Here is an 18449-nt window from a genome sequence, read left to right on the forward strand (position 1 = left end):
ATTTATTTTGTTTAGGATTCGTCTTTCCAATTCAACCTATCCATTTGATTGAATGGCCATGGCGCCCCGTTATTCTCTATATTGCCCATCATATTATTCAAATCTGATGGTGCTGCGGATTGTTCCATTACCAAATATTGTCTCATATCCATGATAATGGATAATGGATCTATACTTACAGGACATGCTTCGGTACATGCGTTACAAGAGGTACAGGCCCAAAGTTCTTCATTGGTAATATAATCGCCCAACAATTGTTTGCCATCATCAACGAATTCACCATTATTGGCATCTATATTCTTACCTACTTCCTCTAGTCGATCACGGGTATCCATCATGATCTTTCGAGGTGACAGTTTCTTTCCTGTAAGGTTCGCGGGACATTCACTGGTACAACGGCCACATTCGGTACATGTGTAGGCATTGAGCAATTGTACCCTGCTTAAATCCATCACATCCGATGCCCCGAATTTACCGGGTTCCCCTGCGTCCTCAGCGGGAGCGGCATAAGGATCCGCATCGGGATCCATCATTAGTTTAACTTCTTGGGTAACGGCATCCAAATTCCTGAATTTACCTTTTGGTCCCAACTTACCGAAATAGGTGTTTGGGAATGCCAACAAAATATGCAAATGTTTGGAATAGTACAGGTAATTCAAAAAACATAGAATACCGACAATATGCAACCACCAAGCTGTTCTTTCAATAATGATCAATGTTTGTGCTGACATTCCATCTAAAATCGGCACCAAAAATTGACTTATGGGAAAGGTTCCGGCCTCAACATAATGTGCAGCCCCTAACTGCTGCAACTGAAAATCAGCGGCATTCATGGTTAAAAACAGGCACATCAGGACCAATTCTATATACAAGATCATGTTCCCGTCATTTTTCGGCCATCCACTCATTTCAGGGCTCATGAACCTCTTTAACCGGATAACGTTTCTTCGAATCCAAAAGAGTATGACCGAAATGATAACCAAAAAAGCCAAAATCTCAAATGAAGCGATCAAAACATCATAAATTACTCCTAAGTCCGCAAAAATCCTGTGAGTGCCCAAAAGGCCATCAATGATTATTTCCAGAACCTCTAAGTTTATGATAATAAAACCTACATAAACCAGAATATGTAAAATACCGGGTACAGGCCTAACCACCATTTTGGTCTGGCCCAAAGCGATCTTGACCATATTCTTCCATCGTTGGGGTTTGTTGTCGCTTACATCGACCTCTTTTCCCAGCTGAATATTACGAATAAGCTTTTTTACATTACGTGCAAAAAAAACAATACCGATAACCAGTATCAGTGCGAAGATAATATTGCTAATATATTCCATTTATGGCTGTTCTTTATTTTCCGCAGGGTCATTTTCAGGAAGCGTATAATCCTTTTGCTTTTTTCCGAAAACGGATACGTTTACATATCGTTTCGGATTTAAACGAAAATCCTGTAATAACAGATCTAATTCCTTTGATGCGTTGTTCAGGTTATTATACAGGGCCTCATCTTTCATAAGTTTCCCCATTGATCCATCACCGCGTTCTATTTGCCCCAGAATCTTATCCAAGTTGGAAACAGTGGATTCCAAACTGGCCATGGTACGTCCTAATCCCGCATTGTTCAATGAATCTGAAAGTTTAGCGAAATTAGAGGATAGCTCTGAGAAGTTGGTCAATGAACTATCTAACTTCCCTTGGTTTTTTTGTAATAATTGATTCAACACCTCGGCACTGCCTTGCAGACTATGCATAAGCTCGTTAAGACCGGCAATTGATTCCCTTAATTCGTTTTTGGTCTTATCGTCCAATACTTGATTCACATTCATCAATAAGGAATCGGCATTGGTAAAGGCCCCTTCTATTTTCTGTTGTAACGGTGTAAGTTTTTGCTGAACCAGTTCGGTCAATCCAGGACGGGTATCCGTAATCAAGGTATCCCCTGATTGGGCCTCAGGGGCACCATCAAAAACAGGTCTGATCTGAATTCCCTTACCTCCGATTATTCCAGTATCGTACAATTCTGCCTTACTGTTCTTGGAAAAACTGAATTCATTGTTCACGGAAAAAGTGACCAATAAATTTCCGGTCTCATCTTTGAATTTTATGTCATTGACTATACCTACATTATACCCATTGATAGAAACCTGTGTTCCGGGCTGAAGCCCTCCAACATGCTTATAAACAGCATAAAAAGTCTTACTATTATCAAATATAGGTGTTGATTTTAAATAGCTAAAACCTAAAATAAAAAGGAGGATGCCCCCTACCACTATTATTCCCGTTTTAATTTCCCTGGATAGTTTCAAATGGATTGATTTATCGTTTCTAACAAAATTAGAAATAAAATTGAGACTGCTGTTATTATTCCGAAACGTATTTAAGAGCATCGGCTACAGGTATGCGCACACCATCCTTGTAAGCAACGATATAGGAGCCTGTAAACCCTTTTATATCAGCGTTTGACTTTAACATTTTCGCTTCTTCAAAAGAATGGGTTTTACCGTACATGTAGCGATAAAGGTTCTTAAAACGTTCTCGTGAAACATTTCCCAGCCCCTTGAAATTTTGGGGAATCAATTCCAAATCCTTGCCACTCGCCATGATCTGCACCTTAAATGCCACATTGGTCTTTTCCATGGATTTTACCGCTGTTATCCCCTCTTCTTTTTTCTTGACCTCTTCTTCTACCTTGGTTTTCGATGCGGCTATTTCTTCTTTAATAGGCTCCTTTTTCAAATCAACAGGCTCTGGTTCAGGTTTCTTTTCTTCCTTGGGAATCGGAGGCACTTCAATTGGTTTTTCCTCCTTTGCGGGTAAAACTTCTTCATTTAGGGCAACTTCCGTATCAAGGGTTTGTTGACCGGTTATCCCCGTATGTACGCTATTTTTGTACTTTAAAACAGCTTCCGCAATGGCCTGTGCAATTTGGGCCTGTCCCTTTTTTGAGTTCAAATAAGCCCCTTCTGATTTATTGGTCAAAAATCCTGTTTCTACCAGAACACTCGGCATAAACGTTTGGTGCAAGACTATAAAACCTGCTTGTTTCACTTTGCGGTTTACCCGATTCAGTTTTCCTGAAAAATTATCCTGTATCATTTTGGCCAGGGCAATACTTTGGTCCAAGAACTCCTCTTGCATTATGGTCAACCCAATGATCGACTCTGGGGAATTGATATCGTAATCGGCATATCGATCCTCATAATTATCCTCCAAATAAATTACCGAGTTCTCTTTCTTGGCTATTTCAAAATTCTGTTTATTGGCATGTAGCCCCAAAACGAACGTACCAGCCCCATGGGCATCGGAAGAATGCGAATCACAATGAACGGAAACAAACAAATCGGCATTCGCCTTGTTCGCAATTTCACCCCGAACGAACAAATCAACGAAGGTATCGTCCTTTCTGGTGTATATTACCTTGAAATCCGGATTGGCCTCCAATATCCTACCAACATTCAATACAATATTCAAGGCAATATTTTTTTCTAAGTAGCCATTGCCAAGGTTACCAGGGTCGTGCCCTCCATGTCCTGCATCCAAAACGATCACGAATTTACCATCATTGCGTTGAAGCCCTTTGTTTACTGTGTTTGCGCAAAGTAGTATTGGAAATAGTAATATGGTTAAAAGATAAAAACGTTTCAAATTCATTTTCATGAGGTAATTTGAGAATCTTAAATAGGTTAAATTTATTGTAATACCCTATAAGTGGAACAAAAAATATATGTATGTTTGACCTTCAAAAAGTCAAGCCAACCTTTACAAAAATAGGATATCTAGCCTTGCAATCAAATAAACAATATTTACTTTTCATTTTCCTACTTATAATCGGTAGTGGTATCGGGCATGCCCAAGAGGACAAAATAGTGCCTTTAACCATTAAGGTTGAACAGGATACTATTTTCGCCCCCCTTTTGACCGAGGCTGAACTCAGAAAAGAAACGGGCAATGATTCTACCGAGGTCGATACTACAAAAACCAAACCACCTTTATTATTGGATGTAATAAAGTACAAGGCGAAGGATTATGTACGTATGAGCCAAAAAGAACAAAAAATCTACCTTTATAACGAAGCTGAGATCCTATATCAAGATACCGAACTCAGGGCAGGTATAATCGTTATGGATTATGTGAAAAATGAAGTTTATGCCGGACGAATCAAAGATTCACTGGGCAATTACACCCAACTCCCATTTTTTAAACAAGGTACCAATGAAGTAATCCCTGACTCAATCCGGTTCAATTTCGATACACAAAAAGCGATTATCTGGAATTCCCGTACAGAACAACAAGCTGGTCTTGGCCAATTGGGCAGTGATGCCATGAAGGTATATGCAGATATCACGAAAAAAGAAAATGACTCGGTCTACTTTTTGAGTGAAGGAAAGATCACCACCTCTACCGATACCATTGATCCTGATTATTATATCAGGATCCGAAAGGCTAAATTTGTACCGAAAAAGAAAGTGATAGCAGGTTTCAGTAACCTGTACATTGCAGATGTGCCAACACCGATAGCGCTACCTTTTGCTTACTTTCCCTTAAGTGTGGGAAGAACGGCGGGAGTAATGATGCCAACCTTTGGTAACCAAGCCGATAAAGGATATTTTTTACAGGATTTGGGCTATTATGTTCCTATTGGGGAGTACGCCGATATTTTGGTCACAGGTGATTTTTATACCAATGGTAGTTGGGGTTTCAAGACCCAATCCATTTACTCCAAACGTTATAAATACAGCGGAAATGTAAATTTCAGGTTTGAGAACATCATAACAAGTCAAAAAGGCTTCAGTGATTACAGCCTCACCAAGAACTGGAACATTCAAATATCACATTCACAGGATACCAAGGCCAGTCCAAATTCCAGGTTCTCGGCATCGGTGAACATGGGAAGTAGTGAGTACTATCGTAATTCTTTGCAACAAAGAAACTTGCCGAGTACCCAAAACAATACCTTGTCTTCATCTATTTCCTATTCAAAGACTTTTCCCGCCTACCCTTCTGTGAATATGAGTTTATCTGCCACGCATAGCCAAAATACAAATACAGAGGCCATTGAATTGACCCTACCAACTTTACAGGCAAGCATGGAGCGTATTTACCCTTTTGCAGAGCGAGATGGCATTAAGAAGGGGATCATCCAAAACATCAACTTTCAGTATGATTTAAATGCGGCGAACAAAATATCGACTACTGATGATGATTTTCTGAAAGCCGAAATGTTCGATGGGGCTAAAATCGGGGCAAAACACTCCATACCACTTACCACGAACTTCAAGGTCGCAAAATATTTCAGTGTTAGTGTAGGGGGAACTTATCAGGACATATGGACCATGCAGACTTATGGCCAAAGTTATGATGAAACAGAGGACGAAGTGGTCACCGATACGATAAGTGGTTTCGACCGTTTCAACAAATACAATTTCAGTGCTAGTATAGGAACCACCTTATACGGTACTTTCAATTTCGGGGAAGATAAAAAAATACAGGCCATAAGGCACGTAATGCGACCGTCCATAAGTTATGGTTACGCTCCTTCTTTTGAGCAGTTTTATGATGAGTATATTGATGAAGACGGGGATGTGGTGCAATATTCCAGATTTCAAAACACCCTTTACGGATCACCCAGCCTTAGCAAATCGAACAGTTTAAGCTTTTCACTAGCCAATACACTTGAAGCCAAGGTTCGCGACAAGGACTCAACGGCCACAGAACCAAAAAAGGTCCCCATTCTGAGTAACTTCAATATTTCAACAGGATATAATTTTGAATCGGACTCGCTCAGATTAAGTCCGTTAAGTGTAAATGGCGGTACGACCTTATTGGACAGTAAGATGTCAGTGAATTTCTCCGCTGGTCTTGACCCCTATGCTATTGACAATAATGGTACACGAATAAACACCTTAAATATAAAAAACGGGGGAAGCCTATTTCGTCTAACCCGCGCTAACGTTAATGTAGGGTATTCATTAAGCAGTGATATGTTCAGTAAGGACAAGGGCGAAGACAAGGAGAAAAAAGATGATCGTTTTGACTATGTGGCACAAAGTGGTGGCCGTACGGATGATTTATTCGGTCGGGCCGATAGTTTTCAGGACAACCCGGACCAATCAAAAGAAGGTGAAGATGTTGAAAACCCCATATATGGCACCAAAATTCCTTGGAACCTTAGATTGGCTTACTCGGCTTCTTACACCAATTCGGCGAGGCAGAACGAATTTAGCAGTCACTCCCTTATGTTCTCCGGAGACGTAGAACTGTCACCTAGATGGAAGGTTGGTGGTTCCTCTGGGTATGACTTCAAAGGAAAAGGCTTTACCCTTACCCAATTGCGTTTTGAACGCGATTTAAAGAGTTTCGTAATGCGTTTCAACTGGACACCCTTCGGAACTTATAAACGATGGTACTTCTTTATCGGAATCAAAAGCTCAATACTTAGTGACCTTAAATGGGAGAACAGAAGTAAGTAAATTTCGGAACCGCGTTTTAACAACAGTATTAATCATACTATATAAAATCCCTAACATTATAACAACAATAGACCTATGAAGAAAATAATAAACACAGAAAATGCCCCTGCACCAATTGGCCCATATAACCAAGCCGTACTTTCTGGAAACACCTTATATATTTCTGGTCAAATACCCATAGACCCTAAAACAGGTGAACTTGTCGAAGGTGATATTGCCAAAGAAACGGAACAATGCATGAAAAACCTAAAGGCTATACTTACTGAAGCTGGAATGACTTTTGAGCACGTGGTCAAGTCTTCTATTTTCATAAGTGACATGAACCAATTCGCTGAAATAAATACCGTTTACGCCAAATACTTTAATGCAGAGACTGCTCCTGCCCGAGAAACGGTAGAAGTCGCCAATCTGCCCAAATTCGTAAATGTGGAGATCTCGATGATCGCCGTTGCTTAAAAGCTATAGATTCTGTTGATGGAACTGCATTAAACCTTCAATAGGTTTTTGACGGATTTCACCCACGATCAAATCATTACGTTCCAATACCGTGGTAAGTTCCTCTTTTAGATAATAAGCAATACTGCCCACAAAATTGATCGGCACTTTAGTGGCCAACTCAAATTGCATAATGTAATTGTTCACGAACTGCTGAAAACCTTTGTCTATCACCCCTTTGCAGTATGGATGCTCCTTGTTTTCAATCAAAAACCTGGCGAATGTTGCCAAATATGTATTAGGATTGGGCTGCTTATATAGGTTTTCTTTGATAACGTCAGCTTCTAAATCGTATTCCTTAGCGAATTTCATACCTAAAGATTGAGGCATTTTATGAAAGTAAAAGTCCCTAATCAATTTTCTACCGAAGAAATTACCGCTTCCGTCATCCATCGGGATGTAACCCAAAGACGTTACTTTCTGTATGGCCTGGTTACCATCGTAATAACAGCAATTGGACCCTGTACCTAAAATACAGACAATTGCCTGATGACCTATTTTCGTTGTAGCATAAATGGCTGCATAAGTATCTTCCTTAATATTGGCCTTGGCGTTTGGAAAGAAATCGGCAAATATTTCCTTTAAGAAATTCCTCATGCGATCCGTACCACAACCAGCCCCATAAAAATAAAGCCTGGTTACCTTTTCACTATTCTTGGAAAGTTCAAAATTATTGGCCAAACGATCCTCGATTACCGAACGGGTAAGTACTTCCGGACTCAAACCTAGGGTTTGGGTCATGAACAATTGATTTCCTTTCTCATCCAATGCAATCCAATCGGACTTCGTAGCCCCACTATCAACAATTAAAATCATAGATCACTATTTAAGAACAATCCTGAAAACTATTGATCAGATCATAATTTTCAGGATTGCATATTCTAATTAATTTAAAACTTATAGGCTGTTTACATATTGTACCATATCAACCATTTTATTGGAGAAACCTGCTTCGTTATCATACCAAGAGATAAGTTTAAAGAAACCAGGGTTCAATTCAATACAGGCCTCTGCATCAAAAATACTAGTCCTTGAATCCCCAACAAAATCTTGGGAAACCACTGCCTCTTCAGTATATCCTAAAACACCTTTCAATTCTCCTTCTGAAGCAGCTTTGAATGCTTTTTTGATCTCGTCCAAAGAAGTTTCCTTAGAAACCTTTACTGTTAAATCAACAACAGAAACATCTGCAGTAGGCACCCTAAAGGCCATACCTGTCAATTTACCTTCCAAAGCTGGGATTACCTTGGTTACCGCTTTTGCAGCACCTGTAGAAGCAGGGATAATGTTCAACATAGCACTTCTACCACCTCTCCAGTCTTTTCTAGAAGGACCATCAACGGTCATTTGTGTAGCAGTGGTTGCGTGTACAGTAGTCATTAAAGCTTCTTCGATACCAAAGTTATCATTCAACACTTTAGCCAATGGAGCCAAACAGTTCGTGGTACAAGATGCATTTGAAACTATGGTATCAGATGCTTTTATCTCTTTATGGTTAACACCATAGACGAACATTGGCGCGTCTTTTGAAGGAGCTGAAATAACAACTTTTTTAGCACCACCATCAATATGGTATTGGGCAGTTTCCAAAGTTGTGAAGATACCTGTACATTCCGCAACGATTTCAGCACCAACAGCATCCCACTTAATTGACTTAGGATCTCTTTCTGCAGTAATTCTTACCGTATTACCGTCAACTATAAGGTTACCATCTTTTACCTCAACTGTTCCATCGAACTTACCGTGAACAGAATCGTACTTCAATAAATATGCTAAATGATCCACATCTAACAAATCGTTGATGGCAACGACCTCTACATTATCGTTTTTCGCTGCAACACGAAACACCAATCTTCCAATTCTACCGAATCCGTTAATACCTATTTTCAATTTTGACATTTTTCACTAATTTAAATTAAAATTATATTGACATTATATCCGAAACCCTTATGAGTTCCTTATCTATTTTCGTATGACCTTTAATGGCCTTGTTTATCGGGGTAAGTATTATCTCATTATCCTGTATACCCACCATTAAGTTGGTTTTTCCCTCTAAAAGTGATTCTACAGCCTTAACCCCCATTCTACTGGCCAAAACACGATCGTAACATGAAGGCGAACCACCACGTTGCATATGCCCCAGTACGGACACCCTAACATCATAGTCCGGGAAATTATCCTCGACATAGTCTTTAAGCTCAAAAATATTCTTTCCGGTTTTATCGCCCTCCGCAACTATTACTATACTTGAAGATTTACCCGACTCCTTACTTCTTTTAAGGGATTCCAACAATCTTTCCCTTCCTAAATTCTCTTCCGGTATCAAAATCTCCTCAGCCCCAGCCCCGACTCCAGCGTTCAAAGCGATATGGCCTACATCCCGGCCCATTACCTCAACAAAGAACAATCTGTTATGTGAACTTGCCGTATCCCTGATTTTATCAATGGCCTCTACTACCGTATTCAAAGCCGTATCAAAACCTAAGGTAAAGGTTGTACCGAAAATATCATTATCTATAGTACCGGGAATTCCGATAACAGGGAAGTCAAATTCCTGATTGAAAATCATTGCTCCGGTAAAACTACCGTCACCTCCAATGACAACAAAAGCATCTATGCCTGCAGCGATTAAATTATCATATGCTTTTTGGCGACCTTCCTTGGTCCTGAATTCCTGGCATCTTGCGGATTTCAAGATCGTACCACCTTTGTTTATGATATTGTTCACACTACGTGCTCCCATGGGTTTAAAATCACCCTCTATCATACCTTGATAACCTCTGTAAATCCCTATACACTCGACCTTTAAATAAGCACAGGTCCTAACAACTGAACGTATTGCCGCGTTCATGCCCGGAGAGTCTCCTCCTGAAGTAAAAACACCTATTTTTCTTATATTATTCATATAGAAAATTAAGCCAACAAAAGTAACAAACTTTTACCACAAAAAGAACTCTTTGACCCTTATTATTACACCTCAAATTACACTAAATCGTTTTCGGATATAAATAAATTTAAGAGTGTTTCAAATATCACATTACAAAGGCATAATGTTGTAAAAAATCACAATTCTTTTGTTTTTCCTTGAAAAATTATCAAACTATCACGACCCATCACCTGAACCGGGTTGGCATTGCTTTGTTTTGGGGTATCTTCAACCTTATCGCGCTTGAACATTTTCCGCATCAGTTCTTTAAAACTATTGAAATCCACCTCATAGGACAACCCCACCCCTTGGGTATACCCTTGGCGATCCCCTAAGAATGCCTGAATCTCATTTTCCCTATTAAAGAACTTTGCACTCAACGTTCCTTCCTCATTTAAAAGCAACTGCAGCTCAAAGTCACCCGCGACAACGGTTTCGGTAGCACCACCAACAGGAACCCCCACCTTACCGTTTAATAAGACCCTATCGCTAATTTGGGTAGATACGGTCACCCCTATCCGGTTTTCGGTCTCAATATCCGTACTGGCGTCCTGTATGCCCTGCTCATAAGAAAGACCTAAATTGAACTTATCATTACCACCACTAAGTACCTGGTTCAACAATCCCGAAGCGGATTGGATCAAATTCCCCGTAACCGCCTGCGAATTAATACCACTTTGGTCATTGACAAACGTTCCTTGGGCCAAAAGAAAAATCGCATTCTTCTCTTCTACTTGTGGATCTTGCAGGCTATATTCCAACTCTGATTTGATTATTGAGCTCGTACCTGGGAATTCGATACCAAAATCTATCTCAGGACTCTCAAGCTTATCTGTAAGGTGAATGATCACATCTGTAGCAATTCTTCTCGTGTACCCAGAATCTTCGAGTAAAGGCGCAGGGTTCGCATTTAAGGAATAAACAGCCTCCATATTCAACTCTGCGGATAAAGGATCACGATCCCATACGATAGTGCCCCCTGGTTTTACCTTGAAGGTTTTATTGATCACGCCCCCGAACTTATAATTGAACTCCCCGGTGACCACAACGAAATCCCCGAACATCTCGAACCTATCCTTGGTGTTTATACGAATCAACAAAAGTCCTTCACCGGTACCCTTTAATGAACTACCTGTTTTCTGGTCGGTAACTATTTCCACTTCCGCATCAGGGGTAACGTCCAAGTTGAATTCCATCTCCAATCCTTGAATCTCATCCAAGACCCGTTGTACGTTTTCCGCATCGGTCTCATCTTTTTCAATGAATTTGATATATGAGTAATCACCAACCGTTGCAACATCACTCAAAGGTATTTTAAGAGAGGTTCCTTTAGCCGTTTTACCATCTACATTTATGGTCAAAGCTTTTGTTGAACCAAAGATATGGCCAGAGCCATTTAAAAAGCCCGTACCATAATATAACACCTCTTCTTCGAACGGAGTATCCAAAATCAAGAACCGGTCGTTATTCGTATTTACTTTTAAATCGAGCTCCCAGTCCTTAAAGAAGCTATGTGTTATTGAACCGTCTAGGGTAGCTTTGGTGTTACGGGCAACGTCGGTAATCGCTATTTCTTCAAAATTGAAGGACTGCTTAGCCAGCCTCACCTTCGAATTTTGGGCAAAACCATAATCCACATTCAAATATGGAATTGCAAGTCCTGCATTGTTCAAGGTTAGCAGACCACTAAAATTAGGGTTATCTATATCACCTGTAAATTTAGCACTCCCATAAAGATCGCCCCGGATATTGGTTATCACATCTTCCCCCAAGGGACTAAATGGCTCCAGATCAAAACCGTTGAAATTAACCATTAGGTTGGCCTGTGGCAACTCGGTCTTATTCTCTATATCCCCAATGATACTCAATTTCTCTTTCCCACCATCCATTATTTGGGCATTGACCACAAAATCAGTCAAATCCCGATTACCGACTATACCTATCGACAAATCGCCCAAACGCATATCGTTAACAGAAAAATCAGTAATCCCCAGATTTGAAGAAGGCAAATACACTTCATCCTTTTGTAAAACGTTCAACGTACCATTTACCTCACCCCCCAATTTTAAACTATCTATAGATGGTGTGATTTTATCTAGGGAAACGATCTTAAATTGAAGTTCTAGGTCCTTATAGGTAGAATCTGCCAATTGCCCTCGTAGACGAATTTGTTCGCTTTCGTTATTGTTCATCACGATTTCTTCAATCTGAATACTATCGAGTGTCCTATTTACTATTACCTTGTTCTTGGAATTACCCTCCTTATTAAGAATCCAGGTGTTGTTCTTAAAACTGATATCCGACCTTTTTAAACCAATTACCGACCTATTCTGTTTATTGAAGGTGTGATAAAAATTAAGGTTATAACTATCATTGTATTCACTGCCCCCTTTAAACTCTGCCCTAAAGAACAAAGTGTCTTTTAATGTCGTATTGATTAGGTTAAAATCCTTGACATCGTAATAATTGGTAGAAAGGTCCCCCACAGAGACAAATGTGTTGAACAAAGGGTTCTTGTTATCTATCTTAATATCTATATTATCGGCCTCATTGCCAAAAGCGATAATACTGGGCGATTTAAACGTAAGTTTAAAGTCGCCTTCATCCGCAATAATATTACCCTTTATAAATGTATTGGGATCGAATTTCACTTCAGGGAAGAAAACATCCACGATCTTGTTATAGATCTTAAAATTAAATGCCAATGTTTGACCGTCAGAAATCTCATAGGGTTTATAGTTAGTGTATATGCTACCCAAGGAGTTTTGAACCAACCGTCCCAGTTCCTTGACCCGGAAATTCCCTTTTAGATAACCGGTTATGATATCGGGCGAATTTATATCTATGATCCTTGTGGAATCATTCTCAAAAGATGACGAGACCTTAAAATCATCGAAGTAATAGGTATCGTTCACATTTTGGAAAACAGTCTTCGTGAAATTCACGTCCCCCACGATATTGTCCAACGAATTACCGCTTATATCAATATTCACATTTCCTTTGAAAACGGAAATACTATCATTTATGAAATTCAACCGTTTTAGGTCGGCATGTTCCACATTGGCAATGAAATTAAAATTGTTGTGATCTTCCCCAAAATCAGCCAATCCTTTAAAATTGAATTTAATGTTGGGGTCGTTACTGAATATAGATCCATCAAAAAGTTGTTCTTTAAGAACACCTGAAACCTTTAGGTTCTTATAATCATAATTATTGAAATTAACCGAGTACACTTCCCCTATCACCTCCGTATTGAGCTTTTCCTTTACAAAACCTTTCCCTTCAACATTAAAGTCCAAGGTTGTTTTCCCCAATCTTTCATTATCGACAAAATAACCCAGATCAAAATCGATCAAGGAAACAAAGCCTTGATAAGCTGCATTTTCTATATTGTTGAAATCGGTCAATTCCAAATCCGTATAGCTGCTACCTATGGCCGTATTTAAGTTTACCTTGGCATAGACCGAACTTTCGGTTACCGTAGCATCTCCCCTTACGGTAAACTGACCGAACTTACTAAAGGCCGAGGACATTGATTTACTACCTAAGAAATTCGGCATCAACGCCCGCAATTCATAATAAGTACTGGTCACATTTTTCATTTGGGCCTTCATCACAAAAGGCGCATCTTTTGAAAAGAGGTTCTTAAAATTAAAATCGCCACGCACTCCGGTATTTTCAGACAATAAAAAAAGGTCGTCTGTATTAAGGTCATTAAGGACACCGCTGACCTTTGATGAAAAAGAAACCATTTTCCCTTTCCCGAATTGATCGTAAAGCAGGTTTATTTCATCGAGGGAAACGTTTGAATCGGTGAACTCAGCCGATAGCCTTACTTTGTTCAAAAAGTCTTGAAAATCCTTTCTTTCGTAATCAAATACCAAGTTACCGATCAATTTGGATTTGGGTGTTTCAATACTTAGGGTATCGAAACTCATTCGCTGTTTGGTATATTTAAACTTCGTTGCAAGCTTTTTTACCTCAAGATTTCTTTTATCAATGAATGACAATGCCCCTATATCGGTTGAAACCTCTGGACCTAAAATCAAAAAATCCTCTGCGGATATTTTCAACTTTTTAAAGTTCAAGGTCTCTTTGTTCTCCAGGTTTTCATCGATCAATTTAAAAGTACTATTCGCAATTTCAACATTGGAAGAAGAAAAAAAGAAGGGAGGGGTTCCCGGGTCCCTTGGCTTTTTATCATCAAGCTTATCAATGAAAACCTCTAAATTGGTACTGATGGAGTCTTTATAGGTAATCAACTTAAAATCAAGTCCGTCAATATCAATATGCCCAAATTCCAACCTACCATTGGCTAAATTCCTAGCACTTAAGACCGAAGTTCCCAATTCATCAATATAAAACAGTGTATCCTTCTTAAAATCCTCAATATAGATACCCTTGATGGCCACATCCCAAGAAATCAAAGAAAGACGTATCTCATCAATATTAATATTGGTACCATACTCCTTATTTATAGTATTGGTGGCATATTTGGCAAAACGTGTTTGCACAAAAGGCATGGAAAGTATTATAGTGCCCAACACACAGATGAGCAATAATACCAAGAGTATTCTAACCAGTATTTTTCTCAGTTTTCTGATAGGGCTATAATGTTTTACCTTTGTACTTCAATTTTTATTCCAAACCTTGTGGAAACAGAAACCATTTATATTCTTGCCATAGAATCGTCTTGTGATGACACTTCTGCGGCCGTTTTGTGCAATGACAAAGTCATTAGCAATGTTGTTGCAACCCAAAAAATCCATGAGGAATATGGGGGCGTTGTACCCGAGCTTGCCTCTAGGGCACACCAACAAAACATTGTTCCCGTGGTACACCAAGCTTTGCTCAGAGCAAATATCGACAAAAAACAATTATCAGCCATAGCTTTTACGCGCGGACCGGGACTTATGGGCTCACTATTGGTAGGAACGTCTTTTGCCAAGTCGTTGGCACTCGGTTTGGACATCCCTTTAATAGAGGTCAACCACATGCAAGCCCATATTTTGGCCCATTTCATTACCGATGAAAACAACCCGAAACCAAGCTTCCCTTTCTTGGCCATGACCATTAGCGGAGGACACACACAGATCGTTAAGGTCAACGACTATTTTAATATGGAAATATTGGGCGAAACCTTGGACGATGCAGTCGGTGAAGCTTTTGACAAAAGTGCCAAAATACTCGGCTTACCCTATCCCGGCGGGCCTTTAATAGATAAAAATGCCAAATTGGGGAATCCCAAGAAATTTCCATTTCCGAAACCAAAGGTCGGTGAATTGAATTTTAGCTTTAGCGGATTAAAAACAAGCATTCTGTATTTTATTCAACGGGAGACCAAAACAAACCCCAATTTCATAGAGGACAATCTGAATGACATTTGCGCCTCTATACAGTATACCATTATCAATATTTTGATGGATAAACTTAAGAAAGCCGTAAAGGAAACCGGAATAAAACAAGTGGCCATTGGAGGTGGGGTTTCCGCAAATTCCGGAATACGTACGGCATTGAAAAATGCCGAAAAAAATTACGGATGGTCTACTTATATCCCTAAATTTGAGTACTGTACCGATAATGCGGCCATGATCGGAATTGTGGGCTACCATAAATACAAACAAAATGTATTTACTTCCCAAGATGTTACGGCAAAAGCCAGGTACATTATATAACAGTAAAAAAATGGCCTACGACCAAAATCTGGAGCAAAGATTGGATTATGCCTTTGACGTATTTCCTAAAGGGTTTACAAAGGACATTACAAAAAAGAAAATGTTCGGCGGATTGACCTATCTTTTCAAAGGCAAGATGACTATAGGGGTTTTTAAAAAAGATCTTATGGTTCGCGTAATCGATAGCAAGATGGAAGAAATGCTAAAAAAGGATTATGTTCGCCCTATGGATTTTGCAAAAAGCCCAATGAAAGAGTTCGTTTATGTCTCCCCTAAAGGATACCGGACAGAAGAAGCCCTCCAAAATTGGATTGAATTAGGAATAGAACATGCCCAAATAAGATTACAGGGCGCCAAATAGAAACAGTCAACGATTATGCAATTATTTTATTATCCAAAATTAGACAATAGCACGGCCCAGTTTGTTTTTACACCAGAGGAAAGCCACCATATCGTAAAGGTATTACGAAAAAAAGAAAACGACACCCTTCTTATAACCAACGGAAAAGGGCGCATTTTTGAAGCTAAGATATTATTGGCCGATGCTAAAAAATGCAAGGCACAAATAACCTCAACCAAGAAAAAACATCGAAAAATGTACTGGTTCCATTTAGTGGTAGCCCCTACGAAAAGTAACGATCGTTTTGAATGGTTCCTTGAAAAGGCCACGGAAATTGGTATAGATGAGATCACGCCCATCATTTGTGATCGTTCTGAACGAAAAGTAATAAAGCCGGAACGCATGGAAAAAGTATTACAGTCCGCAATGAAACAATCTATGCAAGCCTACCTTCCAAAACTGAATCCGGCCGTAACCTATAACGAGTTCATAGAACAAGAAAGAGAAGGACTCTTGTTCATTGCGCATTGCGAAGATGACGAAAAAATGGAATTAAAAAGACGTGTGGCCCCGGATAAAGACATAACCATCCTCATTGGTCCTGAAGGTGATTTTTCGAGAAATGAGATCGACAAGGCCTACGAAAAAGGTTTTCTCCCAGTTTCATTGGGCCAAAACAGACTCCGAACGGAAACTGCGGCAATCGTGGCCTGCACCACAGTAAACTTGATTAACAACGGGTAAATTCGTAATATTATAATGTAAGAATGGGATATTCCAAACTTCTTTTTCTATTGTTTTTTGCAGCGTTGGCAAACACGGGCAATGCTCAAGAAATTGCAATTCTCAAATATAAAGGAGGGGGTGACTGGTACGCAAATCCCACAGCATTACCCAATTTAATCCAATTTTGCAACTCAAATATCGGAACCAAAATCAAAGAACAACCCGAAACAGTGGAGATAGGCGATGTTACCATATTTCAATATCCGATGCTTCATATGACCGGGCACGGTAATGTTCTGTTCTCCCAAGAAGAAGCGGACAACCTAAGAACCTATTTGCTATCAGGTGGATTTTTACATATCGACGATAATTATGGTATGGAACCTTATTTACGCAAAGAACTCACCAAAGTTTTCCCGAACACTAACCTAGAAGAACTAGGAGTTGACCACCCGATCTTTAAAGAACATTACCAATTCCCTGACGGATTGCCTAAAATACATGAACATGATGGTAAACGCCCCCAAGCTTTCGGTATAACCATTGACGGTAGATTGGTGCTCTTATTTACCTATGAATCCGATTTGGGCGATGGTTGGGAAGACCCTTCGGTACACAATGACCCGGAAAACGTACGCACAAAAGCTTTACAAATGGGTGCGAATATCATATCTTATGCTTTTAAAAATTAACGAATGACAGCCAAAACGATCTCAGACGGCATTTTAAGGGCGATAGCCATTCTACTTGGGATTAGCCTAGTATTATTGTTCTTATACAAAATACAATCGGTTCTGGCTTATTTGGCCATAGCCTTAGTAGCCTCATTATTAGGAAGACCCATAGTAATGTTTCTACGAAAACGATTAAAATTCAACAATACCTTGGCCGTCATCGTTACCATGTTATTGCTAATAGGAATCATAGCGGGGATCATTGCACTGTTCGTTCCCCTTTTGGTTGCCCAAGGCCAAAACCTATCCCTTTTGGATATTGAGGCCTTGCAGGTTAATGTAGAAAACCTTTACCGACAGGTAACTGAATATTTTGGATTAAGCTCATCGGAAATTGAACAAGGCATCAAAGAGTCGAAAGTTTTCGCCAACCTGAATTTCGGGTTTATACCTGATGTCCTCAATTCATTTGTTAGTGTTTTGGGAAGCTTGAGTATCGGTTTGTTCTCCGTTCTATTTATCGCATTTTTCTTCTTAAAGGACAGCAAATTGTTTGAGCAAGGCTTAATGGTCTTCATTCCTGAAAACAAAGAAGGCCGTTTAAAAAAATCATTGAACACCATAAAGGATTTACTTTCAAGATACTTCTTGGGACTCGTTTTACAAATCCTTATCCTGTTTGTAATCTACTCTATTGTACTGTTCATTTTCGGTATAGAAAATGCCATCGTAATAGCCTTTTTATGTGCCTTGTTGAATTTGATTCCTTACGTGGGCCCGATCATTGGCGGAGTGCTTATGATGACCTTGACCATGACCAGTAATCTTGGGTCCGATTTCAGCACGGTAATCCTACCAAAAACCGTCTATGTAATGATAGGATTCATCATAGGACAATTGGTAGATAATTTCTTTTCCCAACCTTATATTTTTTCGAATAGTGTTAAGTCACACCCCCTCGAAATCTTTCTCATCATCATCATAGGAGGATTACTTTTCGGTATCACGGGAATGATCATTGCAGTGCCGGGATACACGGCTATCAAGGTGATTTTAAAGGAATTTTTAGCCGAAAACAAGATTGTGAAATCCTTGACAAAAAATATATAGTATCACTTTGAATAAAGATATATTAAATACTGG

At 39.5% G+C, this 18449-nt stretch carries 14 protein-coding genes; 7 read left to right on the forward strand and 7 right to left on the reverse strand.

All coding sequences use genetic code 11. The features are described from left to right. Positions 1-11: 11 nt before the first annotated feature. Genes GJ691_RS06340 through GJ691_RS06350 form a run of 3 tightly spaced genes read right to left on the reverse strand, consistent with a single transcriptional unit; the run spans position 12 to position 3657 of the window. Positions 12-1337, reverse strand: coding sequence for a 4Fe-4S dicluster domain-containing protein (locus GJ691_RS06340; protein WP_154364961.1), 1326 nt, complete (start codon positions 1335-1337; stop codon positions 12-14). Then, positions 1338-2306, reverse strand: coding sequence for an MlaD family protein (locus tag GJ691_RS06345; RefSeq protein ID WP_154364963.1), 969 nt, complete (start codon positions 2304-2306; stop codon positions 1338-1340). 55 nt (positions 2307-2361) lie between these two features. After that, entirely contained in the window at positions 2362-3657 is a 1296-nt protein-coding gene (locus tag GJ691_RS06350) for an N-acetylmuramoyl-L-alanine amidase family protein (protein WP_425481735.1), read from the reverse strand. Positions 3658-3728: 71 nt separating this feature from the next. On the opposite strand from GJ691_RS06350, the gene GJ691_RS06355 reads away from it, so the two are divergent. Continuing rightward, the gene (locus GJ691_RS06355; RefSeq protein WP_246200130.1) at positions 3729-6470 is read left to right on the forward strand and encodes a putative LPS assembly protein LptD; all 2742 of its coding nucleotides are present in this window, start codon (positions 3729-3731) and stop codon (positions 6468-6470) included. 75 nt (positions 6471-6545) lie between these two features. After that, positions 6546-6926, forward strand: coding sequence for a RidA family protein (locus GJ691_RS06360; protein WP_154364965.1), 381 nt, complete (start codon positions 6546-6548; stop codon positions 6924-6926). A 3-nt stretch (positions 6927-6929) separates the two neighbouring features. Here GJ691_RS06360 and GJ691_RS06365 read toward each other — a convergent pair whose 3' ends face one another. The 4 genes from GJ691_RS06365 to GJ691_RS06380 form a co-directional block, all read right to left on the reverse strand. Next, positions 6930-7781 (reverse strand): N-acetylglucosamine kinase, encoded by an 852-nt coding sequence (locus GJ691_RS06365; protein ID WP_154364967.1) that lies wholly within the window; start codon positions 7779-7781, stop codon positions 6930-6932. Between the two features lie 81 nt (positions 7782-7862). Then, positions 7863-8864 (reverse strand): type I glyceraldehyde-3-phosphate dehydrogenase, encoded by a 1002-nt coding sequence (gene gap / locus GJ691_RS06370; RefSeq protein WP_154364969.1) that lies wholly within the window; start codon positions 8862-8864, stop codon positions 7863-7865. A 22-nt stretch (positions 8865-8886) separates the two neighbouring features. After that, positions 8887-9870, reverse strand: a complete 984-nt coding sequence (pfkA, locus tag GJ691_RS06375) for a 6-phosphofructokinase (RefSeq protein ID WP_154364971.1) — start codon at positions 9868-9870, stop codon at positions 8887-8889. A gap of 158 nt (positions 9871-10028) precedes the next feature. Next, the gene (locus tag GJ691_RS06380; RefSeq protein WP_154364973.1) at positions 10029-14414 is read right to left on the reverse strand and encodes a translocation/assembly module TamB domain-containing protein; all 4386 of its coding nucleotides are present in this window, start codon (positions 14412-14414) and stop codon (positions 10029-10031) included. A gap of 90 nt (positions 14415-14504) precedes the next feature. Between GJ691_RS06380 and tsaD the strand changes: the two genes are divergently transcribed. From tsaD to GJ691_RS06405, 5 genes are read left to right on the forward strand one after another with little or no spacing between them, the layout of a single operon-like run. Continuing rightward, positions 14505-15566: a tRNA (adenosine(37)-N6)-threonylcarbamoyltransferase complex transferase subunit TsaD gene (tsaD, locus tag GJ691_RS06385; protein ID WP_154364975.1), complete on the forward strand. Its 1062-nt coding sequence runs from the start codon at positions 14505-14507 to the stop codon at positions 15564-15566. A 10-nt stretch (positions 15567-15576) separates the two neighbouring features. Continuing rightward, a complete protein-coding gene (locus tag GJ691_RS06390) occupies positions 15577-15927 on the forward strand; it encodes a TfoX/Sxy family protein (RefSeq protein WP_154364978.1) in 351 nt (116 codons plus the stop codon). Between the two features lie 15 nt (positions 15928-15942). Further along, positions 15943-16650, forward strand: a complete 708-nt coding sequence (locus tag GJ691_RS06395; protein ID WP_154364980.1) for a 16S rRNA (uracil(1498)-N(3))-methyltransferase — start codon at positions 15943-15945, stop codon at positions 16648-16650. A gap of 23 nt (positions 16651-16673) precedes the next feature. Then, entirely contained in the window at positions 16674-17324 is a 651-nt protein-coding gene (locus tag GJ691_RS06400) for a DUF4159 domain-containing protein (protein ID WP_154364982.1), read from the forward strand. A 3-nt stretch (positions 17325-17327) separates the two neighbouring features. After that, complete coding sequence (locus GJ691_RS06405; RefSeq protein WP_154364984.1) at positions 17328-18416, forward strand: AI-2E family transporter; 1089 nt, start codon at positions 17328-17330, stop codon at positions 18414-18416. Positions 18417-18449: the final 33 nt, after the last annotated feature.

This window comes from Maribacter luteus (genome assembly GCF_009674825.1).
Classification (GTDB): Bacteria; Bacteroidota; Bacteroidia; order Flavobacteriales; family Flavobacteriaceae; genus Maribacter_A; species Maribacter_A luteus.

Excerpts from the sequence above, each read along its gene's own strand:
- GJ691_RS06340 (WP_154364961.1), bottom strand. The coding sequence starts at position 1,337 with ATGGAATATATTAGCAATATTATCTTCGCACTGATACTGGTTATCGGT.
- GJ691_RS06350 (WP_425481735.1), bottom strand. The coding sequence starts at position 3,657 with ATGAAAATGAATTTGAAACGTTTTTATCTTTTAACCATATTACTATTT.
- GJ691_RS06355 (WP_246200130.1), top strand. The coding sequence starts at position 3,729 with ATGTTTGACCTTCAAAAAGTCAAGCCAACCTTTACAAAAATAGGATAT.
- GJ691_RS06360 (WP_154364965.1), top strand. The coding sequence starts at position 6,546 with ATGAAGAAAATAATAAACACAGAAAATGCCCCTGCACCAATTGGCCCA.
- GJ691_RS06365 (WP_154364967.1), bottom strand. The coding sequence starts at position 7,781 with ATGATTTTAATTGTTGATAGTGGGGCTACGAAGTCCGATTGGATTGCA.
- gap (WP_154364969.1), bottom strand. The coding sequence starts at position 8,864 with ATGTCAAAATTGAAAATAGGTATTAACGGATTCGGTAGAATTGGAAGA.
- pfkA (WP_154364971.1), bottom strand. The coding sequence starts at position 9,870 with ATGAATAATATAAGAAAAATAGGTGTTTTTACTTCAGGAGGAGACTCT.
- GJ691_RS06380 (WP_154364973.1), bottom strand. The coding sequence starts at position 14,414 with ATGCCTTTTGTGCAAACACGTTTTGCCAAATATGCCACCAATACTATA.
- tsaD (WP_154364975.1), top strand. The coding sequence starts at position 14,505 with ATGTTTTACCTTTGTACTTCAATTTTTATTCCAAACCTTGTGGAAACA.
- GJ691_RS06390 (WP_154364978.1), top strand. The coding sequence starts at position 15,577 with ATGGCCTACGACCAAAATCTGGAGCAAAGATTGGATTATGCCTTTGAC.
- GJ691_RS06395 (WP_154364980.1), top strand. The coding sequence starts at position 15,943 with ATGCAATTATTTTATTATCCAAAATTAGACAATAGCACGGCCCAGTTT.
- GJ691_RS06400 (WP_154364982.1), top strand. The coding sequence starts at position 16,674 with ATGGGATATTCCAAACTTCTTTTTCTATTGTTTTTTGCAGCGTTGGCA.
- GJ691_RS06405 (WP_154364984.1), top strand. The coding sequence starts at position 17,328 with ATGACAGCCAAAACGATCTCAGACGGCATTTTAAGGGCGATAGCCATT.